At 36.7% G+C, this 18020-nt stretch carries 17 protein-coding genes; 4 read left to right on the top strand and 13 right to left on the bottom strand.

All coding sequences use genetic code 11. The features are described from left to right. Nucleotides 1-14: 14 nt before the first annotated feature. From MHH64_RS09570 to MHH64_RS09555, 4 genes are all read right to left on the bottom strand, one after another. Nucleotides 15-935 (bottom strand): cysteine synthase family protein, encoded by a 921-nt coding sequence (locus MHH64_RS09570; RefSeq protein ID WP_340003145.1) that lies wholly within the window; start codon nucleotides 933-935, stop codon nucleotides 15-17. A gap of 33 nt (nucleotides 936-968) precedes the next feature. Further along, on the bottom strand, nucleotides 969-1430 hold the full coding sequence (locus MHH64_RS09565) for an S-ribosylhomocysteine lyase (RefSeq protein WP_303448511.1): 462 nt from the start codon (nucleotides 1428-1430) through the stop codon (nucleotides 969-971). Nucleotides 1431-1452: 22 nt separating this feature from the next. Next, nucleotides 1453-2091 carry a class I SAM-dependent methyltransferase gene (locus tag MHH64_RS09560; RefSeq protein WP_340003144.1) on the bottom strand — a complete coding sequence of 213 codons (639 nt, stop codon included), beginning with the start codon at nucleotides 2089-2091 and terminating at the stop codon, nucleotides 1453-1455. A gap of 173 nt (nucleotides 2092-2264) precedes the next feature. Beyond that, on the bottom strand, nucleotides 2265-2870 hold the full coding sequence (locus MHH64_RS09555) for a YhcN/YlaJ family sporulation lipoprotein (RefSeq protein ID WP_095309748.1): 606 nt from the start codon (nucleotides 2868-2870) through the stop codon (nucleotides 2265-2267). Between the two features lie 182 nt (nucleotides 2871-3052). Here MHH64_RS09555 and MHH64_RS09550 point away from each other — a divergent pair, with 182 nt between their 5' ends. Further along, a complete protein-coding gene (locus MHH64_RS09550; protein WP_095309750.1) occupies nucleotides 3053-3286 on the top strand; it encodes a YhdB family protein in 234 nt (77 codons plus the stop codon). Between the two features lie 36 nt (nucleotides 3287-3322). On the opposite strand, the gene MHH64_RS09545 is transcribed toward MHH64_RS09550, so the two are convergent. From MHH64_RS09545 to MHH64_RS09520, 6 genes are all read right to left on the bottom strand, one after another. Beyond that, nucleotides 3323-4132: an anti-sigma factor domain-containing protein gene (locus MHH64_RS09545; protein WP_118888688.1), complete on the bottom strand. Its 810-nt coding sequence runs from the start codon at nucleotides 4130-4132 to the stop codon at nucleotides 3323-3325. Further along, complete coding sequence (gene sigI, locus MHH64_RS09540) at nucleotides 4129-4860, bottom strand: RNA polymerase sigma factor SigI (protein ID WP_095309754.1); 732 nt, start codon at nucleotides 4858-4860, stop codon at nucleotides 4129-4131. The genes MHH64_RS09545 and sigI overlap by 4 nt, the downstream gene beginning before the upstream one ends. A gap of 502 nt (nucleotides 4861-5362) precedes the next feature. Beyond that, a complete protein-coding gene (locus MHH64_RS09535; RefSeq protein ID WP_118888687.1) occupies nucleotides 5363-6097 on the bottom strand; it encodes a PRC-barrel domain-containing protein in 735 nt (244 codons plus the stop codon). 68 nt (nucleotides 6098-6165) lie between these two features. Continuing rightward, nucleotides 6166-6987 carry a serine protease gene (locus tag MHH64_RS09530; RefSeq protein ID WP_118888686.1) on the bottom strand — a complete coding sequence of 274 codons (822 nt, stop codon included), beginning with the start codon at nucleotides 6985-6987 and terminating at the stop codon, nucleotides 6166-6168. A 401-nt stretch (nucleotides 6988-7388) separates the two neighbouring features. After that, nucleotides 7389-9428 carry an ABC transporter ATP-binding protein gene (locus MHH64_RS09525; protein ID WP_118888685.1) on the bottom strand — a complete coding sequence of 680 codons (2040 nt, stop codon included), beginning with the start codon at nucleotides 9426-9428 and terminating at the stop codon, nucleotides 7389-7391. Then, the gene (locus MHH64_RS09520; RefSeq protein WP_340003143.1) at nucleotides 9428-11176 is read right to left on the bottom strand and encodes an ABC transporter transmembrane domain-containing protein; all 1749 of its coding nucleotides are present in this window, start codon (nucleotides 11174-11176) and stop codon (nucleotides 9428-9430) included. Before MHH64_RS09520 ends, MHH64_RS09525 begins: the two co-directional genes overlap by 1 nt. 540 nt (nucleotides 11177-11716) lie before the next feature. Here MHH64_RS09520 and MHH64_RS09515 point away from each other — a divergent pair. Further along, nucleotides 11717-12520 carry a TIGR00266 family protein gene (locus tag MHH64_RS09515; RefSeq protein WP_251660634.1) on the top strand — a complete coding sequence of 268 codons (804 nt, stop codon included), beginning with the start codon at nucleotides 11717-11719 and terminating at the stop codon, nucleotides 12518-12520. A gap of 130 nt (nucleotides 12521-12650) precedes the next feature. Here the strand turns inward: MHH64_RS09515 and MHH64_RS09510 are convergent, their stop codons facing one another. Next, nucleotides 12651-12887 carry a FeoC-like transcriptional regulator gene (locus MHH64_RS09510; RefSeq protein ID WP_095309766.1) on the bottom strand — a complete coding sequence of 79 codons (237 nt, stop codon included), beginning with the start codon at nucleotides 12885-12887 and terminating at the stop codon, nucleotides 12651-12653. Nucleotides 12888-13060: 173 nt separating this feature from the next. Here MHH64_RS09510 and MHH64_RS09505 point away from each other — a divergent pair, with 173 nt between their 5' ends. Further along, entirely contained in the window at nucleotides 13061-13612 is a 552-nt protein-coding gene (locus tag MHH64_RS09505; RefSeq protein WP_095309769.1) for a carbonic anhydrase, read from the top strand. A gap of 167 nt (nucleotides 13613-13779) precedes the next feature. Here MHH64_RS09505 and MHH64_RS09500 read toward each other — a convergent pair whose 3' ends face one another. Beyond that, nucleotides 13780-14799, bottom strand: coding sequence for a DUF3231 family protein (locus MHH64_RS09500; protein WP_095309772.1), 1020 nt, complete (start codon nucleotides 14797-14799; stop codon nucleotides 13780-13782). 108 nt (nucleotides 14800-14907) lie between these two features. Then, complete coding sequence (locus tag MHH64_RS09495; protein WP_340003142.1) at nucleotides 14908-16332, bottom strand: SLC13 family permease; 1425 nt, start codon at nucleotides 16330-16332, stop codon at nucleotides 14908-14910. A 180-nt stretch (nucleotides 16333-16512) separates the two neighbouring features. On the opposite strand from MHH64_RS09495, the gene MHH64_RS09490 reads away from it, so the two are divergent. Further along, nucleotides 16513-18015 carry a spore germination protein gene (locus MHH64_RS09490; RefSeq protein WP_303448535.1) on the top strand — a complete coding sequence of 501 codons (1503 nt, stop codon included), beginning with the start codon at nucleotides 16513-16515 and terminating at the stop codon, nucleotides 18013-18015. The last annotated feature ends 5 nt before the right edge of the window (nucleotides 18016-18020 follow it).

The following is an 18020-nucleotide window of genomic DNA, read 5'->3' as shown; positions in this document are numbered from 1 at the left end:
TTCCCCCTTAATTTCTAAAATTGTTCATATATTTGCTTACTTAGATAACGGTCACTCGAATCTGGAAAGATTGTAACAATTGTAGTTCCTGGTTTGGCATGTTTTGCCTCATTTAGGGCTGCAGCCATCGCAGAACCCGAAGAACTTCCAACGAGCAATCCTTCTTTTGCCGCAAGCATCTTCACCATCATAAAAGCATCCTTATCTGTAATCGTGTAAATATCATCAAAATGTTCGCGATTCATATAATCTGGAAGGAATTCCATCCCAATCCCTTCCGTCAAATGTGGGCCTGATTTGCCGCCATTGATAATAGAACCCTCTGGCTCAACAATTACCGTTTTAACGGCAGGATTTTTTTCCCTTAGAAATGATGCTATACCTGTAAATGTTCCACCAGACCCAGCACCAGCAACAAATACATCCACTTTCCCATCAAGCTCCCTCCAGAGTTCTGGAGCAAGTGTCTGATAATACGTCATTGGATTAGCTGGATTTGAGAACTGTTTTGGTGAGAAGCTATTTGGAATTTCTTTTAGTAATTGTTCGGTCTTTTCAATAGCACCCTTCATTCCCAGTTCACGCGGTGTATGAATAATTTCCGCTCCTAATGCTTGCATCAGCTGCTGTTTTTCCTTGCTAAAATGTTCTGGAACACAAAATATGACAGACAATTTTTTATTTAGGGCTGCAATTGCAAGTCCAATACCAGTATTACCTGCAGTAGGCTCAATAATTGTACCGCCTTCTCGTAATACCCCACGTTTTATGGCATCCTCAATCAAGGCAACACCTAATCGATCCTTCACACTACCACCCGGGTTAAAAAATTCAAGCTTTGCAAATAAACGTACTGCTTCAGGCAGATTAAAATTTCTAATCTCTAATAACGGGGTATCCCCAATCAGTTCATGTATTGAATTATAAAGAGCCATTTCGTTTCGCCTCACATTACATTTTAGAGGTTATTAAAAAACTTCATGCCACCCGTGACGCTTGCTTAACATTTCCTTAGCGATTTCCTTTGCACCTTCCAAGCTATGGCTTGCTGCCCAGCCGCATTGCACTTCATTACACGCAGGAACTTCAGTTGCGTCGAGCACATCTGTCAGCGTTTTTTCAAGCATTGTTAAGACATCATCATAGTTATCATGATTGATTAACGATAAATAAAAACCAGTTTGGCATCCCATTGGCCCGATATCAAGAACATTATCTGCATGATTTCGGATATTCTCAGCCATCAAATGCTCTAACGAATGAAGTCCTGGCATTTCCATATGTTCTTTATTTGGTTGCTTAAAACGGATATCATATTTTTGTACTTTATCTCCATTTGCACCTTCTGTTACACCAACTAATCTTACATATGGCGCCTTTACTTTTGTGTGATCAAGATTAAAACTTTCTACATTCATTTTTTTAGTCATTATTTCATTACTCCCCACTTTTTTATTTTTTGTTTGCAGTCAATACCCAAACAAAATCATTCATTTGCTTAAATGATACATCAAATCCATGCTTTTCAAAAGCATTCTTCATTGTATCCAATGTGGGATAGTATTCACGATTCAAGTCTTCTGCTAGATCATGATGCCCTTTTTCCACTGCCTCTTTTATTTGCATCCTTTTATCGGCTTCCGTTTTAAACATCGTATCCCCAAAAACAACCTTGCCATTCAGTGGCAATAACTCTGCAAATTGTTTAATCGCAATCGCCTTTTCATCATCTGTTAGATGATGGAACGCATACGTACTTGTAATCGTTTCAATCTTTCCAGTGGGGGCCGGGTAGATTAAGAAATCACCATCCAGAATCGTCAAACCTGGAATTTTCCTTTTTGCAATGTTTCTCATTTCTTTTGAAGGTTCAATTCCTATTACAGAATGCCCTGCTTGCAGCAACTTCTTGGATAAATTACCTGTTCCAACACCAAATTCCAATACCCTGCCAACACTATGATCCACTACTGCATCAAGGATTACATCATAATTAGCAAAAACCTCTGCATATTGTGGGTCTTCTCCCACTACACTGTTATCATAATCCTCCGCCCACTCTTCAAATAGCTCAATAAACTCTCTCCCCATATATGATCAACTCCGAAGTTTATTAAATCAAAGTAACTAACTAAGATTACTAAGGATTATATGTATGTACTATACCACAGGTTCCAACTCATGACAAAGTTTTTTATTTCACAATTCGGATATATCTTTATCCATAAGAAAAAGAGCGCTCCTTTCAGGAACACTCTTTATGACTATCGTCTATTTTGTGGGAAAAGTCGTTCAACCATATTCCCCATCTGATCGAAAAATCCTTCGACCGGTTCACCATTATTAACATCATCAACATAGTTATTCGTTAAATCAATAAAATCAGGATTCGTGGATACATACACATTATCAATTCCGTTATCCACAGACTTCACAATATCTCCAATTTTTTCCTTTACTTCATCTGTAAGTTCGCCACCATTATCACGTGTTCCGCGATTTGCATTACGATTGTCCGTGTCTAGTATTGCAGCTACATATGCATTATTATCTGTAGTTAATACATACGCTCGATCAATATCATTAACTTCGTTCGTAATTCGCTCTGCAGCCTCTTCTGATATATCATATTGGTTGTGCTCATTTGCTCGATTGTTCCCGTTGTCTCGATTTTGGAATTGCTCCGAATTTCGATCTAGTGTATAGTTCCGAACATTCGTCATTCCCTCTCCAGCATTGTTGTAAAATCGGGTTTGTTCAATATTGTCATTAGGTCCAGTCGCATTGTCTCGAGCGTTATTATCTGTAGCTTGGCAAGCTGTCAAAGTTAAAAAAGTCGCAGCAGCGATACTTAAAACTTTCCATTTCATCCTAAATCCCTCCTTATGGATTTGCTTTTAGTATGTAACGGAGGAGCATTCCTATGCTTAAATATCTACATCCTTTAAATGGCATTCACACCAAATAAATCACACGCATTATATATAAAAAGCGGGCAGTCTAATTAGTAACCCTTTAAACAAATGTGTCTTCAATAAAGGAGGGGGAAAAGTTGATTCCAGACTATGACAAAGCTTTATATTATACATTGTGGGGCCAATGGGATGATCTACTCGTACTAATGGTTCGAACAAAGGATGATATGCTTTCCAAAAAAATTGAACAATTTTTAAATGCTTATCACTATTCACTGGATCAGTCTAAAGTAATAAACACGCATGATACACTGCTTTATTATATAGACCATGCGATGAAATATACCCCACCAGTCATGATGGAAGTATAAAAAATGGAAAAGCACTTGTTGTGCTTTTCCATTATCTTAATTCATCAGGCTACTAAATCTTTTTTCATCATCCAGATGCGACGAATTTTTATCATCTATATCTTCCTCGTTAAAAAAAGTATTAATAATTGCCCTATCATCGGAAGAAATCGATGTTAAATCATTCGCTGAAGCATCTTTCTCTAAAAGTTTTAATGCCATTACTTCATTCATCGAAGTAGATTCTTCCTTTGCTTGGTCTCTAATTTTTTGCGGGATTAGCAATGTGGCTATTTCCCATCCAGATATACTTTGAAAAAAATCCTCCAATTCCAGAGGGATAAAGATGTTTTGATCAGGTACCCCATCAGCAAAGCTAAAGCCGACGATCATATTTTTTTCATCGTTTACTAATCCTGTTTGCTCACTGATATCTAAAATACGGCCAATTACCTCTTCCAGCAATTCATCTTGATAATTTGGTAATTGTTCCACAATTAATGAAGCCTCGTCATTTAAAGCTCGGATTGATTGCACATTAAATTTCTCATTTACTTCCATTTCAATACTAGGATTTATATCCAATGTCACGTACGCATAAGATTCGCGCTCACCCGAAAACATATAGAAAGGTAGAAAAAACAACAATATGACACATGTCATGAAAAAAGTTTTAAACGGTGTATTCAACATCTTCCAAGATTGTAAAATGGAAATATGCCGCTTATCGAGATCTAGCGGTTCGTAGGCGACCTCCTCTCCGATTATTACACCTTTTTTACATGGCTTCGCTTTTAAAAAGAAACCCTCTTTGGTCATAATAATCGTATAGTTGCGATGGAGTTCCATCACAATTCCTTTTTTCATTGCCCCACTCCCTTAAGATAATCCTTAAGATAGATGTAGTCTCCACTTAACACAATGAATATTGCTAAAATAAATTTCCGATTTCGCTCCAACGTCTTTTTGCTGACATCCACTTTTTTTACAAGCTCCTTAATCGGAAGTTTCTTTTTTCGATATACGTATTCACTTAAATGCTTATCGTGATAAAGAATTCTTGCAGTTTTGACTGCAGAATCACGTGCATCTCTATGTTTTGGAGAGGCCTCTGACAGTTCAACCAATGTCAACTTATATTCACGCAACTTTTCCTTAAATTCCATAATTTCTTCCTTACGATAAACTGCATCTAATTCCTGATTATACCTATCCTTTACAACGGCAACCTCAAGCGGATTCTCCATCAGTTCCTCATCAAAATTCTCATCAAATGAAATGGATGAGAGTCTTTTTTGATTAAACCGAATGTAGTCAATTACCTTCCGTTTTATAACAAGCTTTGCAAAGGATAAAAATGAACATCCTCTATCTGCAGAATAGGAAAAGATAGCTTCATTAAACGCAGAAAGCCCTATACTAAATTCATCATCTCTTTTTGGATCTATGTATCGTTTGCATACTTCTGAAACACATTTTGCAATAAATGGTTGATACGTACGCAATAAATAATTTTGTGTTGCTGTATCTCCTTGTTGAATCGATGCTACTAATTCTTCAAGGGGTTGCTCTTGGACCGAAGTACTTGCCATCATTTAAAAGCACCTCCGTCCATTATAAAATACGTATGTTAAATACCCTTTTTGGGTGTAGCTGTCTAATTGTCCATTTGAATTAAAAACGTTAGTGCAATGTATATGTATCATATGATGTCCCCACCATTTTCATTTTTATTTTTATTTTATAAGCAATCATTTCAAAAAGTCTGGTAAAAATTCAACTTCAAAACAACGATCATTCTAAACATATATTATCGATATCTGTATTTTTCAATTTGTTTCTTTATATATTTCGACAAATAATGCTAATTATTTTAGTCTAATCCATGTTAACGTAATGCCGATTAGGTTGCTATCTCAATTCCATTACAGTTCCTTTAAAAAACAGTAACTAAATACATTAAACGCAAAAATTTTACTTCTCCAACTATTCTAACATATTATACATTCATAAAAGCAGGACAAAAGAACACCTGCATATTACTAGCTTAGGAGGTGCTCTTTAAAAGGAATCTATTTCTACCGTTACGACACTAAATTACTCAAAACTTACCAAAATCTCCTCTTTTTGCTGAAATGGCTTGTTATTTAAAATACCTTCAAGAGAATCATTGATATATAAATCTTTTTCAAACCAATCCACCGTGTTTATTTGTCTAGTGTGAAAAATATAAAATTCATTTTCAACAATACTTTTACTGCTCCGAACAACGATATACTCGATTATCCATTGAGACGTATCATAGATCATATCTACAATTCGGCCAATCTTACCGTCTTTCGCGTGTACCTTAAAATCGTTCGTTTCTTCCTCACTACGCAAATAATTATCATGCTCATGATATCGTCCATTTCGATTTAAATGCGGCTCTTCCGGTGGCCGTTCATTCTCTAATCCAATAATTGGAAATGTACCAAGCAGTCCACGTTCTGCGTGAGGTAATGCATTATCCGTATAACTGTTCCATCCAAAATAATCAATTAAGTGATTTTCTTTATCCTTCGTTAAATCCTCATTTTCTGGAACAGGAGGACTATTTCGGATCATCAGCTTATCGAATTCTACATTGACACTTTCATTCGTCTCATCTACCTCTATAAAGGAATTCGGTGACAAGAGGACTTTTCTACCTGGAAGCCATTTCCTTGTATCCACAATTGCATAGCGTATTTCCCAATTACGATCATCGAAATAAAAGTCTTTAATTTTTCCAAGTTCACCGTCTGTTGCGTGAATATTAAATTGCTTTAATTGAGATGTTAAGCGCATCATTTTGTCTACCCCCCAAAAGGTTTTATAAGGTACATACCCTTCTTAAAAACAATAAAACCCAGGAATACTTATTCCTGGGCATACTCGTGAAAGTAGTCAATCGATATAAACAGTCCAACTTTACCGTGGTTCTCATGTTCAAGCGTTGCAAATATAACACCAATTACCTCACCGTTCTGATTAATAACAGGGCTCCCACTATTTCCTCGATAGACTGGAGCATCCAGCATAAATACACGTTCATTCCAATCGGATAATTGGGTATCGCCAATAATTGTTCCCTCATTTGCAATTCCATTAAATCGCAAAGGATTACCAATGAATCGAATGGGTTCATTTTCTTGAATATTTGGATCTTGGGCTAATGATAAGGATGGCAGTCCTGTTTCATTCACTTCAAGAACGGCTAAATCAATTTCTGGAAATTGTTCGGTAACTTCTGCAGTAAATAAACCATCCTCAGGGAATGCAACAGTCACTTGCTCTTCTCCTTCAACAACATGATGGTTCGTTAAAATAGTGCCATTTGCAGAAATAGAAAATCCGGTTCCCTTGCTGTTATCTGTCTCTACAACGACAACAGCTTCTTTAAACGTTCGGATATCTTCTTCAGCTGACAGCTTAGCAGATGTAACGAGAAAATCAAATGCAGGTATCGAAAAGGTTTGCGGTATTAGGGCGAAGAGATTAAATACTAAAGCGAAGGCGATCAGCCAAAACGCCCATTTCGGAAAGGAACGCTTTGGAGCTTTTTCTTCCTCAGAACGACGAGCTCGCTCTAAAGCCTTTCTACGCTCTTCCTGTACAAGCTCATATAATTCCTCGTCATCAAACTCTTCAAATAAGTCCCCATCAAGTTGATCATCTTTTTTATCTTGTTTATGATCCATAAGCCACCTCGCGTGAAACATAATTGAAAACAAAAGCGCCCGTTTTAGCGACGTACGGACTGCGCCCCGTACTTTAAGGGTGGTTCGAGGTATCGAACATTTTTACGTAGGAGATCACTCCAAAGTATAAGATGATCTAAGACTTTTGCTCTCACGGGCGCAAAGTCAAGTTCATCTAAAAGGAAACATGCCATGTAAAGGGGAGAGGCCAACGTAGGCTTTAACTAAGGTTTAGTTGGCCATCCTTTACCTAGAGTCGATTCCCGATTTCACCACAAGGGTATAAATACGACTAAGCCTCATGTCTTGCAGTCGCAAGTCTTCTTTATCGTCTCATGAGGTGAGGGAAATCTCGCTATCACTTAAGCGCTGGAGCTGGACTAGAACATCCAAACGCAAATTTACACAGCAGCTTTAACCTTTCCTTGCTGCATTTGGTACATCTGATAATATAAACCTTGCTGTTCAATTAGTTTATCATGATTTCCTTGTTCTTTGATAGTTCCATGGTCGAGAACAAAAATAATATCAGCTTGTTGGATTGTTGATAAACGGTGTGCAATAACAAGTGTTGTTCTTCCTTCCTTCAACACTTTTAATGCTTCCTGAATAATATTCTCTGTCTCCGTATCAATATTTGCGGTTGCCTCATCTAAAATTAAAATAGCCGGATCAAAGGCGAGTGCACGTGCAAAAGATATAAGCTGACGTTCTCCTAGTGAGAATGTGGTGCCTCCTTCTGTAACAACCTCATCATAAGTGTTCGGTAATTTATCAATAAACCGGTTTGCTCCGACAGCATGTAAAGCGCTTATTGCAGCTTCTCTGCTGATTTTCGGATCATTCATCGTTACATTCGAAATAATCGTACCCGAGAATAAAAATGGATCCTGTAAAACGATTCCCATATGACTTCTTACTTGCTGCCTCGCCCAATCTCTCGTATTGTATCCATCAATCCTGATTGAACCTTTTTGCGCATCATAGAATCGAAATAATAAATTCATAATCGAGCTTTTACCTGATCCAGTATGACCGACAAATGCTGCTGTCTGACCTTCGTTAATTTCAAATGAGATATCATTTAGAACATAATCTTTTTCGTTATAGGCAAATGAAACATGATCAAAGACAATCTTCCCGCGATATTTTTCAATTTGCTTATTCTCTACAGCTTCTCCATCATGATCCAATAATTCAAATACACGCGCACCAGCAACACGTGCTTGTTCTAAGAGCGGCAGCTGGTTCACAATATCTGTAACTGGTTCAAATAATCTTGTAATATAATCGACGAATGCATAAAGCATACCGATGGATATAACACTTGTCAGTTCAAGCGAAGAAGAGCCGAAGTACCAAATAAAACCAACAAAAGTCAAATTTCGAATAACCGTTACAAGATTATATGATGTCAACGCACTCAATTTAATCAGCTTTTTCTGATACGTATAATTGCGTTCATTCAATACCTCAAATTCCTCTTTTGTCTTCTTTTCACGATTAAACGCTTGAATTACCGGCATTCCTTGAATAGCTTCACTAATATTTCCATTTATTTGGCTGATCGTTTTCCGGATAACCTTATTGTATTTTGTTCCAAAGTATTTATAAGCTTTCATCCAACCATATAGCAACGGGAGAATGAGCAGACACATCATCGCAAGCTTAGCATCTAGAATAAATAGGGCAATAAAAATCCCTCCCATGTATACCGCACTTGTCACGATAATCGCTAATACCCTTTCATATAAATCACGAATTGCTTCCGTATCGTTTGTAATTCTGGCAACAATTGTTCCTGCAGGCTGATCGACAAAATAATCAATTGGAATTCGCTGTGTATGCGCAAATAAATCCGTTCGCATTTTTTTAACAATTTGATTTGCAGCTTTTTGCAGAAGAAATGTTTTATAAAATTGAAATATCCCAGCAATGACAAGCAATCCTATATATAGTCCAAGCAGTAGTAAAATTGGCCGTTGTTCCGGTTTAAAGAAAGGATAAGCTTCTGTTAAGGCGAGACGCTCCCCTCCATAATGAAACGTCCCTTCTGCTGTTGTAATGCTAATTTGATTATCATTCGCATTCGCATCTCGTTTCCCATCTAATGGCGCCCTATCATGAATAAAATGATATGCTGTGCCTATTTGAAGCAATGTAACAGCCTCGCCTATTGTCTCATCAGAAGCAGTTAAGCGGTCTACCCGCTTGAAAGACCCGCCATCATAATCCACCGTATAGCGATCATCATTTTCCGCAACTTCCTGCCAATAGCCTTCAACACCAAGTATATGGTCATCAATAACTATTTTCGCAATGAACGGTCCAGCCAATTCCATCGCAACAGCTATCATTAAGCAGAACAAACCAATGATAATTCTTTTTTTATAGTGTAAAGCATAGTGAAATAATCGCTTTTCTGTTGATGGCTTTTTCATTACATCGCCACCTCCCCATCCTCCAACTGTTGCTGTTGGTACTGCTTTTTATACCAACCATCCAACTGCATTAATTGTTCATGTGTTCCTTCTTCGGCTATTCTTCCATCCTCTAACACGATAATGTGATCTGCATGTGTCACTGCAGATAGACGATGGGCTGCTATGAAGGTTGTTTTATGCTGCCTTTCTGTTCTTAAATGGGCAAGAATTTTCGCTTCTGTCTTACCATCTACCGCAGACATTGAATCATCTAGAATTAAAATCTCTGGGTCCTTAATAAAAGCCCGCGCCAGCGCAACACGTTGCTTCTGACCACCAGATAAAGTAATCCCGCTTTCTCCGACCTGGGTGTCCAGCCCATTCGGAAGCTGCTTTATATCATCGAGAAAATGCGCTAGCTCCATCACACGAAAAATTTCCTCATCGGTTGCATCGGCTTTACCAAACTGAATATTTTCCCGAATTGATTTGGAAAACATCATTTGATCCTGTGGAACATAACCAATCCAGTCTCTAATTTGCTCCAAACGAATAGCATTTAAATCGATATCGGAAACCTTAATCTCTCCTTCTACTCCAGGATATTGCCGAAGTAAAAGCTTAAACAATGTTGTTTTTCCAGCTCCAGTTTTCCCCACAACACCAATTGTTTGACCACTTTTCACCTGTAAAAGTATTTCACTCAATTGCTTTCTTTCAACGGATGGATAGGAGAAAGATACATTGTGGAAATCGATGGAATGAACACCGGAAACAGATTTGGGTTCGGTCGTTTCCTTAACATCTGCTTCGTAGGATAGAGTTGCGTTTACACGGTCCAAAGATGCATTACCGCGTTGTAAAATGTTAATTAATTCTCCAACAGCAAACATTGGCCAAATCAGCATGCCTAAATACACATTAAATGTAACAAGGTCACCAAGCGTTATGATACTTTCAAATACAAGAAATGCACCATAACCAATTCCAATTGTATAAGATAGCCCAACTAAAATTTTCATCGTTGGCTCGAATAATGCATCAATTTTTGCAACTTCAATGTTTTTCTCGTATACATGATTTGTTCTGGTTTCAAATCGATCTGCATCTTGTTTTTCCTGAACAAATGCCCGAATAACACGCACTCCTCGAATTGATTCCAGTACTTCATTGTTCATTTCTCCAAAAGCTGCTTGTGCTTCTGTAAAACGCGCGTGAATGGCTGAACCATATTTATTCATGACAATCGCCATAATTGGAAGCGGCAACAATGCTGCTAATGTTAGCTGCCAGCTAATTGTAAAGCCCATAACTGCAATAATCATTAACATAAAAATACTTGAATCCACAAGTGTCAGCACTCCGAATCCTGCAGTCTGACTAATTGCTTTCAGATCATTTGTAGATCTTGCCATTAAATCACCAGTTCGATGCTTTCCATAAAAAGTTGGCGTCATGCTAAGAAAATGTGAAATTAATCGACTTCGCATCCAGCGTTCTAGAATTACAGCTCCGCCAAATAACGTATAATCCCATAAATAGGATATTGCGTAATGGATAATAGTAAGAACGAGATATCCTAAAATAAGTGCAACTAATAAATGCATTGTTAATGAACCAAATTGGATTTGATCGATCGTTAACCCGACAAGCTTCGGGGGGATAAGTCCAATCGCACTTGCAATAATTAAAAAGATAATTGCTATTACATATCGCTTCCAGTAATACTTAAAAAACCAATCCAATTTCTTGAATACCTGAAACATTTTTTCACCTTCTAATCTACTTGTTTTTTTCCCTTCATTAAGACACAAAAATAGCACACGCCTATGACGTGTGCACATAAATAGGTTAGAAAACGAGAGGTCTCACTAGAGTATAGTAAGTGTCTTCGTTAGCCTTATTCAGACAGAAAATGTTTACTTTCCACCTAACAAGAAATACCCCTTTATAATACAAATGGTCACAGACATCTGTGACCATTCAATGATTCATCCGATACTTAAATAGCTAAGAATCATTCGCATCCTTCATGAAGGTCACAGTACATATAAAATTCATTCGGTTTATGATAATTACCTTTTCCATGGTAGTGACCTCCTTTTCCGTTTCATTTTCAATTCCCAAGTAATTATATTATTAAGATAGTTTTTCGTCAATAGTTTTTTGAAAATTTTTTATTTCCTTTGAGATTACGAAATAGGATTTGTATTATTGGACAAAAATATAATGCTTAAATCATTTTTTGAATCCTTTTCGTATTCTATGATGTATTACAGTTAATTCATAAAAAGGGAGTGGAAAAATTGAATAACCATGAGATTGATTACAAGTTATATGGCGATGATATGCAGTTTGTAGAAGTAGAGTTAGATCCGTCCGAAACGGTTATTGCAGAAGCTGGAAGCTTAATGATGATGGATGATCAAATACGAATGGAAACCATTTTTGGTGATGGCTCCACCAAGCAAACTGGTGGAATCATGGGCAAGCTGATCGGAGCTGGAAAAAGATTAGTTACAGGAGAAAGCTTATTTATGACAACATTTACGAACGAAGGAACTGGTAAAAAACATGTTTCGTTTGCTTCTCCATACCCCGGAAAAATTATTCCAATGGATCTAAGTGAATTGAATGGAGAGTTAATCTGTCAAAAGGATGCATTTTTAGCAGCTGCAAAAGGCGTATCTGTTGGAATCGCATTACAACGGCGCATTGGAACAGGTTTCTTTGGTGGGGAAGGATTTATCATGCAAAAGCTCGAAGGAGATGGCCTAGCATTTGTCCATGCAGGCGGAACCATTCATCGAAGAGATTTAAAATCAGGTGAGATTCTTCGAGTAGATACCGGTTGTCTCGTCGCGATGACAGGCAATATTGATTATGACATTGAATATGTTGGTGGCATTAAAACGGCATTATTTGGAGGTGAGGGTTTATTTTTCGCTACTTTACGCGGTCCCGGGACTGTCTGGATTCAATCCTTGCCATTTAGCAGACTTGCAAGCAGAGTATTTGCAGCAGCCCCTCAACGAACAGGCTCAGATTCTAAAGGGGAAGGTAGTATTGCAGGCGGACTATTTGATTTATTAGGTGGAGATCGTAAATAACATAATTGACATTCTTCTAATTTCTACCTGTTTTACATTACTTCACACGATATAAATCTATTACATGAAAAAAGAGAATGGCTCAATAATCTGAGTTATTCTCTTTTGGTATATTTTATAAGGGGGATCCTCAATGTAATTCAGATTCTAATTCACCCTTGCGATTATGGCCTAAATAGACCATATCTTCTACTTTTTCCAACGATACTTTGGTGTATCGTGAAATTTCTACAAGCGATACATGAGGATTTTTCTGGACAAAGTTGCGAACTTGTTCACTGTCCCTTAAGCATGTTGGGCACATCATAAACGGACTGCTTTTCATCGGTTCTTTGCACAATCGACAATTTCGAACAAATTCTTTCATTTCCTCACCCCTTTAAAGTATTACTTCCATAATACAACATATTTATTTAACTAACAATCACAATTTGGAATTATTAGAAAAATAATGCTTTAGTCATGCCTTTTAGCTTTTTTATTTCCTATTACGCAAAAAACTGATATAGTTTTATAAAAGATAAAGTAGGAGTTGATTGGATGCATTTAGATGAAATGTTAGAGTTCAACAAACAATTCGTGGAGAATAAACAATATACAGCATATAAAACAGATACATATCCCAACAAAAGGATGATTGTTTTTACATGTATGGATTCACGCTTAGTCGAACTATTGCACAAAGCATTAAACATTCAAAACGGAGACGTAAAAATGGTCAAAAATGCTGGTGCAATCATTCGTAAGCCGTTTGATAGCATCATGAAAAGCATTCTTGTTGCCGTTTTCAACCTTAAAGCTGAAGAGGTTGTCGTGATTGGTCACCATAATTGTGGAATGTCGAATGTAGATACAGAAGCCCTTAAGAAAACAATGATAAATCGTGGAATTGATGAAGAGAAAATAAACACATTAACCCATAGTGGAATCAGCCTTGACGAGGAATTTCACGGTTTTGAAACTGTAGAAGAGTCCGTCATGCAAAGTGTTGGCATCATTCGAAACCATCCATTGCTGCCGAAAGAAGTAAAAGTGCATGGTCTAGTTATTAACCCTGATACGGGTAAAGTAGATGTTGTTACAAAAGAATAGAAATAGGTACTAACTACTGCTTTTCTTTTAAAGCAGTAGTCTATTTGTATATTATTGAGGATAGTAAATAAAGTACAATCTGCCTTCAATATCAATTGCCTTTGCGGGCTTGTTCTTTAGACTTTTATTGCAAAGAATCGTAGAAAAAAGCTAATCACCAAAATTGATCAGCTTTTCTCTTTATTTTTGGCTAATTTTTTCCGATCTTTAATTCCTGGTGGTTGTTCCAGCCAATTATGTTTAATCATAAGATCGGCTCCACTTTTGGCTAAGCGGGTAATTTCTAATGATAATCGTTCGTAATTGACCGCTAAGTCCAATCGTTGACTAGCAGCCGCAGCAGTGGCATAGTTCCCTATCCCCGCTGCACTTATAAGTGACATATGAAACATTATCAATTTATCTGAAAATGTTTGTGTTGTCGAATCACTTACAGAGACATCAGGTACTTGCGGCGCATCAATATCATCCTTCAAAAATGTATCCACAAAAATTTTAGTATGTTTTTGCGAAATTTCCTTTCCTCTTAGCATAAAATCTTGTACTTCTTTGGATGGAGAGGTTTGAGCAAAGGCAAGACATAATTTTACTCCCATCACGTTTGTTAGTATGTTCATATATAGATGGGAAATTTCAACTGCGTTCAATGGTCGTTTGTCACTAAATGGATTGAAGCCACTGTAATATTTCTTACTGTCCACATAATCCGTTTCTTTCGGAACTTCAATATATGGGTGCCTGCCGTTAATTCCCTTATTAACAGCAATTTTAAGTGATTCATTATAAAGATTCGTGATTTTACTCAAACCCATCGAAAAATAATTACATATATCTTCTCTTGTACTCATTGAAAGAAAACCACCGTATGCCAACATTCCCACTTTAGACATATGATTTACATAGGTTAAACAAAACGCATCTGTAAAAAGCCATGGAGCATTAATGTTAACGTCTTGTTCGTTAAAACCATTTGGAATGGCGTATTGTTCTTTTTCAAAAATGGATACCAATAGTTCCAGATGTTTGGAAGAAATGTCATAGGAAAGTTGAATAACAGGTTTTATATCTGGATCTTCGATATGCTTCAGCATATAGCCTAAAACGCACTTCGACATACTATCATTCATATATCCAGTCCAAAGTGAAGCAATTTCACCTGATGTTAAATATATTTTCTTTTCACTCATTCTGGCCCTCCTAATGCGATGATAGACTTAATATGCGCAAACAATTTTAGTTTATGTAAAGGTTTCCTGTTTAGTTATCCGTCGAGGAAGGGATGAAACGAACCAACATTACCAATAAAAAAATACTGACAAAATAGCAATGATAACAAACAAAATACTAGTTAACATCCCAAATACGTATTGCTCTCTTCTTGAAAAAATCCCCGTTCCATATGCCAAATAAGTTGTTGTTGTATGAATAGGCAAAATCATCATCCCTCCAATAATCATGACAACTAAAAATGCAAGCTGTATTGGCGGTATTCCAATTAATTCTGAATAAGAAATAACGATTGGGAAAATAACAACTATTGCTGAAGAAGGGACAATAAAGAAAAAGCGCAAAACAAAAACAATCAAGGCAATAATCACTACTTTTATAACAATACTCGTACCTTCTGGAATAAAACCAATTAGTAAATTGGCTAATGCTTCTGCGGTACCATTACTTTCTAATAGCAATCCCAACGAAAAAGATGCACCAAGCAATAAGAAGTTTTCCCAATCATAATCTCGAAGCATACGGTTGGTGACTAACCCTATTTTTGGAATAGCATAAAATGCAACTAATAGCATTGGTGGAAGTAAGAGCGGAACTTTCTCTTGATCTGTTACAATCCAAACGATAATCATTAAAAAAAAGCTTACTAATACAAACCAAAACTTAGTGGAAAACACCTCACCTCTCTCCTCGTTAATATCTTTTTCCTTGTTCAAAAAGGTCGTTATTTTTTCATCGGGCATCGTCATTTTTAGATAGTACCATACAAATAAAACCATAAAAATCGAACCTAACCAAAGTGGAGGGGCTATCATTATAAACCATTCCACCCACCCTAAATCAGCTATATTATAATCACGAATCAACTGAGAAGCGAGTATCGGGAAGCCACCACCAGTAAAAATAACAGTGGTAACATTTTGATTTAACATCCCGATGATATAAAGACTATACTTTTGAAAAATACTCTTCTCTGCAAATCCATATAAATAATTCATGTTCTGAATCAATGGAAAAAGTATCTTAAACCGAGCTACTGCTGAGGGCAGAATAATCGGTGAGATCAATACAAATAATGGCAATCCGATAATAATAAATCGAATACCACCCCTACTGCATCTTATTAAAAATCGAGAAACAACCTGATCCAAACCCACTTTCACCAGTACGTGACTAATGATGGATAGCAATAATATAAAATAGATGGCAGGAGATAAAAAACCTGCCAATACCTCTTCAACTGTATCTGCTAAGTTCAGCAAAAGCATAAGTGCCAGTATTAAAAAGCTGCTCGCACCTGTTGGAATTGGTGCCGCTATCCATAAATAGACTGCAAATACTAGTAACCCTAAGGTTAACTGTTGATCAACAGAAAAATCCTCTAAAGCGGAAAGTCCTCCACTCAAAAAAATTGTAACCGCTAAAGTAAATAAAAAAAGATATACAATTATTTTTATCTGCTTATGTAAGTCTGTATTAAAAGTAAATTTCATCAATCATAATCCTTTTTACTACATATTTGTATATTTATTTAAATCAGATTCTGATAATTCAATATTAACACAATTAGACTTTTACAAAAAAATATTTTTAAATAAACGTCAATTGCTACTCATATTTCTTTTATTTATCGGCATACTAAGTCAAGCTAAGCTGTGATGGAGGGACGACCTATGAGAAAAAGAATGAAACGTTCATCCAAAAACGTGTTTCCTCTGAAAATTGATGAACTAGAGCAACTAATGAGAAGTGAGTTTGATAAAAGCCCAGATTTAAGTTTTAGCAAATACGAACATCAAAATAAAAAAATTGCAGTATTTTTCATTCCCTATCAAGTGCAGCCGGATAGAGTAGAAAATCTGCTATTAACACCATTATTAGAGAGTAAGGAAGAATGGTCAAATACTGCTATTCTTAATAAAATACCGTTAAATTCAGGTAAAGAATATCAACAAATGGATGAAATTCTCCCAGGACTCATAACCGGTAAAGTTATGATTTATATTGAGGATGAAGCAGCTGTTGTATCCTATGATTTTTTAAACAAAGAAAAACGTTCCTTAGAAGGAGCCGAGACGGAATCCGTTGTTATTGGACCGAAAATAGCCTTCACAGAATCATTGGTTACGAATTTAAATGTGATTCGCTGGAATATTCGTACACCAGATCTGGCAATAGAAGAGATAACAATAGGTAAAAGAGCTCCACGTGAGGTCCGATTAATTTATTTGAAATCGCTTGCCAACGATACGGATGTAGACACAATGAGACAACGTTTAAATGAATTGGATGTCGATAATGTTGAAGATAGTAATGTACTCATGCAATACATCGAGGACGACTCTGCGTCCATATTTCCACAATTTCATACAACCGAGTTGCCTGACCGTACTTCATATGCCATTTTAAAAGGAAAAATTGCAGTATTAATGGAAAATAGCCCGTCGGCATTAATTGCGCCATCGACCTTTTTTAGTTTTTTTGAATCAACGGAAGACTTATACATGCGCTGGAATTCAGGTTCACCTTTAAGGTTTATAAGATTTATGTCTATGTTCATCTCGGTCGTTCTGACCCCAATGTATGTTGCTGCAGTTACATTTCATTATGAAATTATACCAACGCAACTACTCATTTCAATTGGACAATCAAGAGCAGGAGTTCCCTTTCCTCCTGTATTTGAAGCATTATTTCTTGAGCTAATGATTGAATTATTACGTGAGGCTGGCGCAAGACTTCCAACGAAGGTAGGACAAACAATTGGTATCGTTGGTGGTGTTGTTGTCGGAACAGCTGCTGTTCAAGCTGGAATAACGAGTAATATATTAATTATCTTTATAACGATAAGTGCACTAGCTTCCTTTACAGCACCAAGTTATCAAATGGGTACTTCCATCAGACTGCTGCGTTTTCCAATGATTGTATTAGCAGGTATTCTAGGCTTGATTGGAATTATGTTCGGTTTATGTATGCTGATTATCCATTTATTAAAAATGACATCCTTAGGCAGACCATATCTGTCACCGATCTACCCAATTCGTTTTGAGGATTTAAACAAAGCATTATATCGGTTACCTCAAAATTTTCAGTACAAACGATTTATATCACTTTCTTTAAAAGATTCCATTCGTTTTTCTAAACGTAATGCTAAAGAGAAAAAAGATATTGATGAGTAGGTGTC

This window comes from Oceanobacillus sp. FSL K6-0127 (assembly GCF_037983385.1).
In the GTDB taxonomy this organism is placed as follows: Bacteria; Bacillota; Bacilli; order Bacillales; family Amphibacillaceae; genus Oceanobacillus; species Oceanobacillus profundus.
Note: the sequence above shows the minus strand (reverse complement) of the source record. Positions and strands in the feature narration are given on the sequence as shown.

What these genes read in the sequence shown, in the direction of transcription:
- MHH64_RS09570 (WP_340003145.1), bottom strand. Translation starts at nt 935, where the DNA reads ATGGCTCTTTATAATTCAATACATGAACTGATTGGGGATACCCCGTTA.
- MHH64_RS09565 (WP_303448511.1), bottom strand. Translation starts at nt 1,430, where the DNA reads ATGACTAAAAAAATGAATGTAGAAAGTTTTAATCTTGATCACACAAAA.
- MHH64_RS09560 (WP_340003144.1), bottom strand. Translation starts at nt 2,091, where the DNA reads ATGGGGAGAGAGTTTATTGAGCTATTTGAAGAGTGGGCGGAGGATTAT.
- MHH64_RS09555 (WP_095309748.1), bottom strand. Translation starts at nt 2,870, where the DNA reads ATGAAATGGAAAGTTTTAAGTATCGCTGCTGCGACTTTTTTAACTTTG.
- MHH64_RS09545 (WP_118888688.1), bottom strand. Translation starts at nt 4,132, where the DNA reads ATGAAAAAAGGAATTGTGATGGAACTCCATCGCAACTATACGATTATT.
- sigI (WP_095309754.1), bottom strand. Translation starts at nt 4,860, where the DNA reads ATGATGGCAAGTACTTCGGTCCAAGAGCAACCCCTTGAAGAATTAGTA.
- MHH64_RS09535 (WP_118888687.1), bottom strand. Translation starts at nt 6,097, where the DNA reads ATGATGCGCTTAACATCTCAATTAAAGCAATTTAATATTCACGCAACA.
- MHH64_RS09530 (WP_118888686.1), bottom strand. Translation starts at nt 6,987, where the DNA reads ATGGATCATAAACAAGATAAAAAAGATGATCAACTTGATGGGGACTTA.
- MHH64_RS09525 (WP_118888685.1), bottom strand. Translation starts at nt 9,428, where the DNA reads ATGAAAAAGCCATCAACAGAAAAGCGATTATTTCACTATGCTTTACAC.
- MHH64_RS09520 (WP_340003143.1), bottom strand. Translation starts at nt 11,176, where the DNA reads ATGTTTCAGGTATTCAAGAAATTGGATTGGTTTTTTAAGTATTACTGG.
- MHH64_RS09510 (WP_095309766.1), bottom strand. Translation starts at nt 12,887, where the DNA reads ATGAAAGAATTTGTTCGAAATTGTCGATTGTGCAAAGAACCGATGAAA.
- MHH64_RS09505 (WP_095309769.1), top strand. Translation starts at nt 13,061, where the DNA reads ATGCATTTAGATGAAATGTTAGAGTTCAACAAACAATTCGTGGAGAAT.
- MHH64_RS09500 (WP_095309772.1), bottom strand. Translation starts at nt 14,799, where the DNA reads ATGAGTGAAAAGAAAATATATTTAACATCAGGTGAAATTGCTTCACTT.
- MHH64_RS09495 (WP_340003142.1), bottom strand. Translation starts at nt 16,332, where the DNA reads ATGAAATTTACTTTTAATACAGACTTACATAAGCAGATAAAAATAATT.
- MHH64_RS09490 (WP_303448535.1), top strand. Translation starts at nt 16,513, where the DNA reads ATGAGAAAAAGAATGAAACGTTCATCCAAAAACGTGTTTCCTCTGAAA.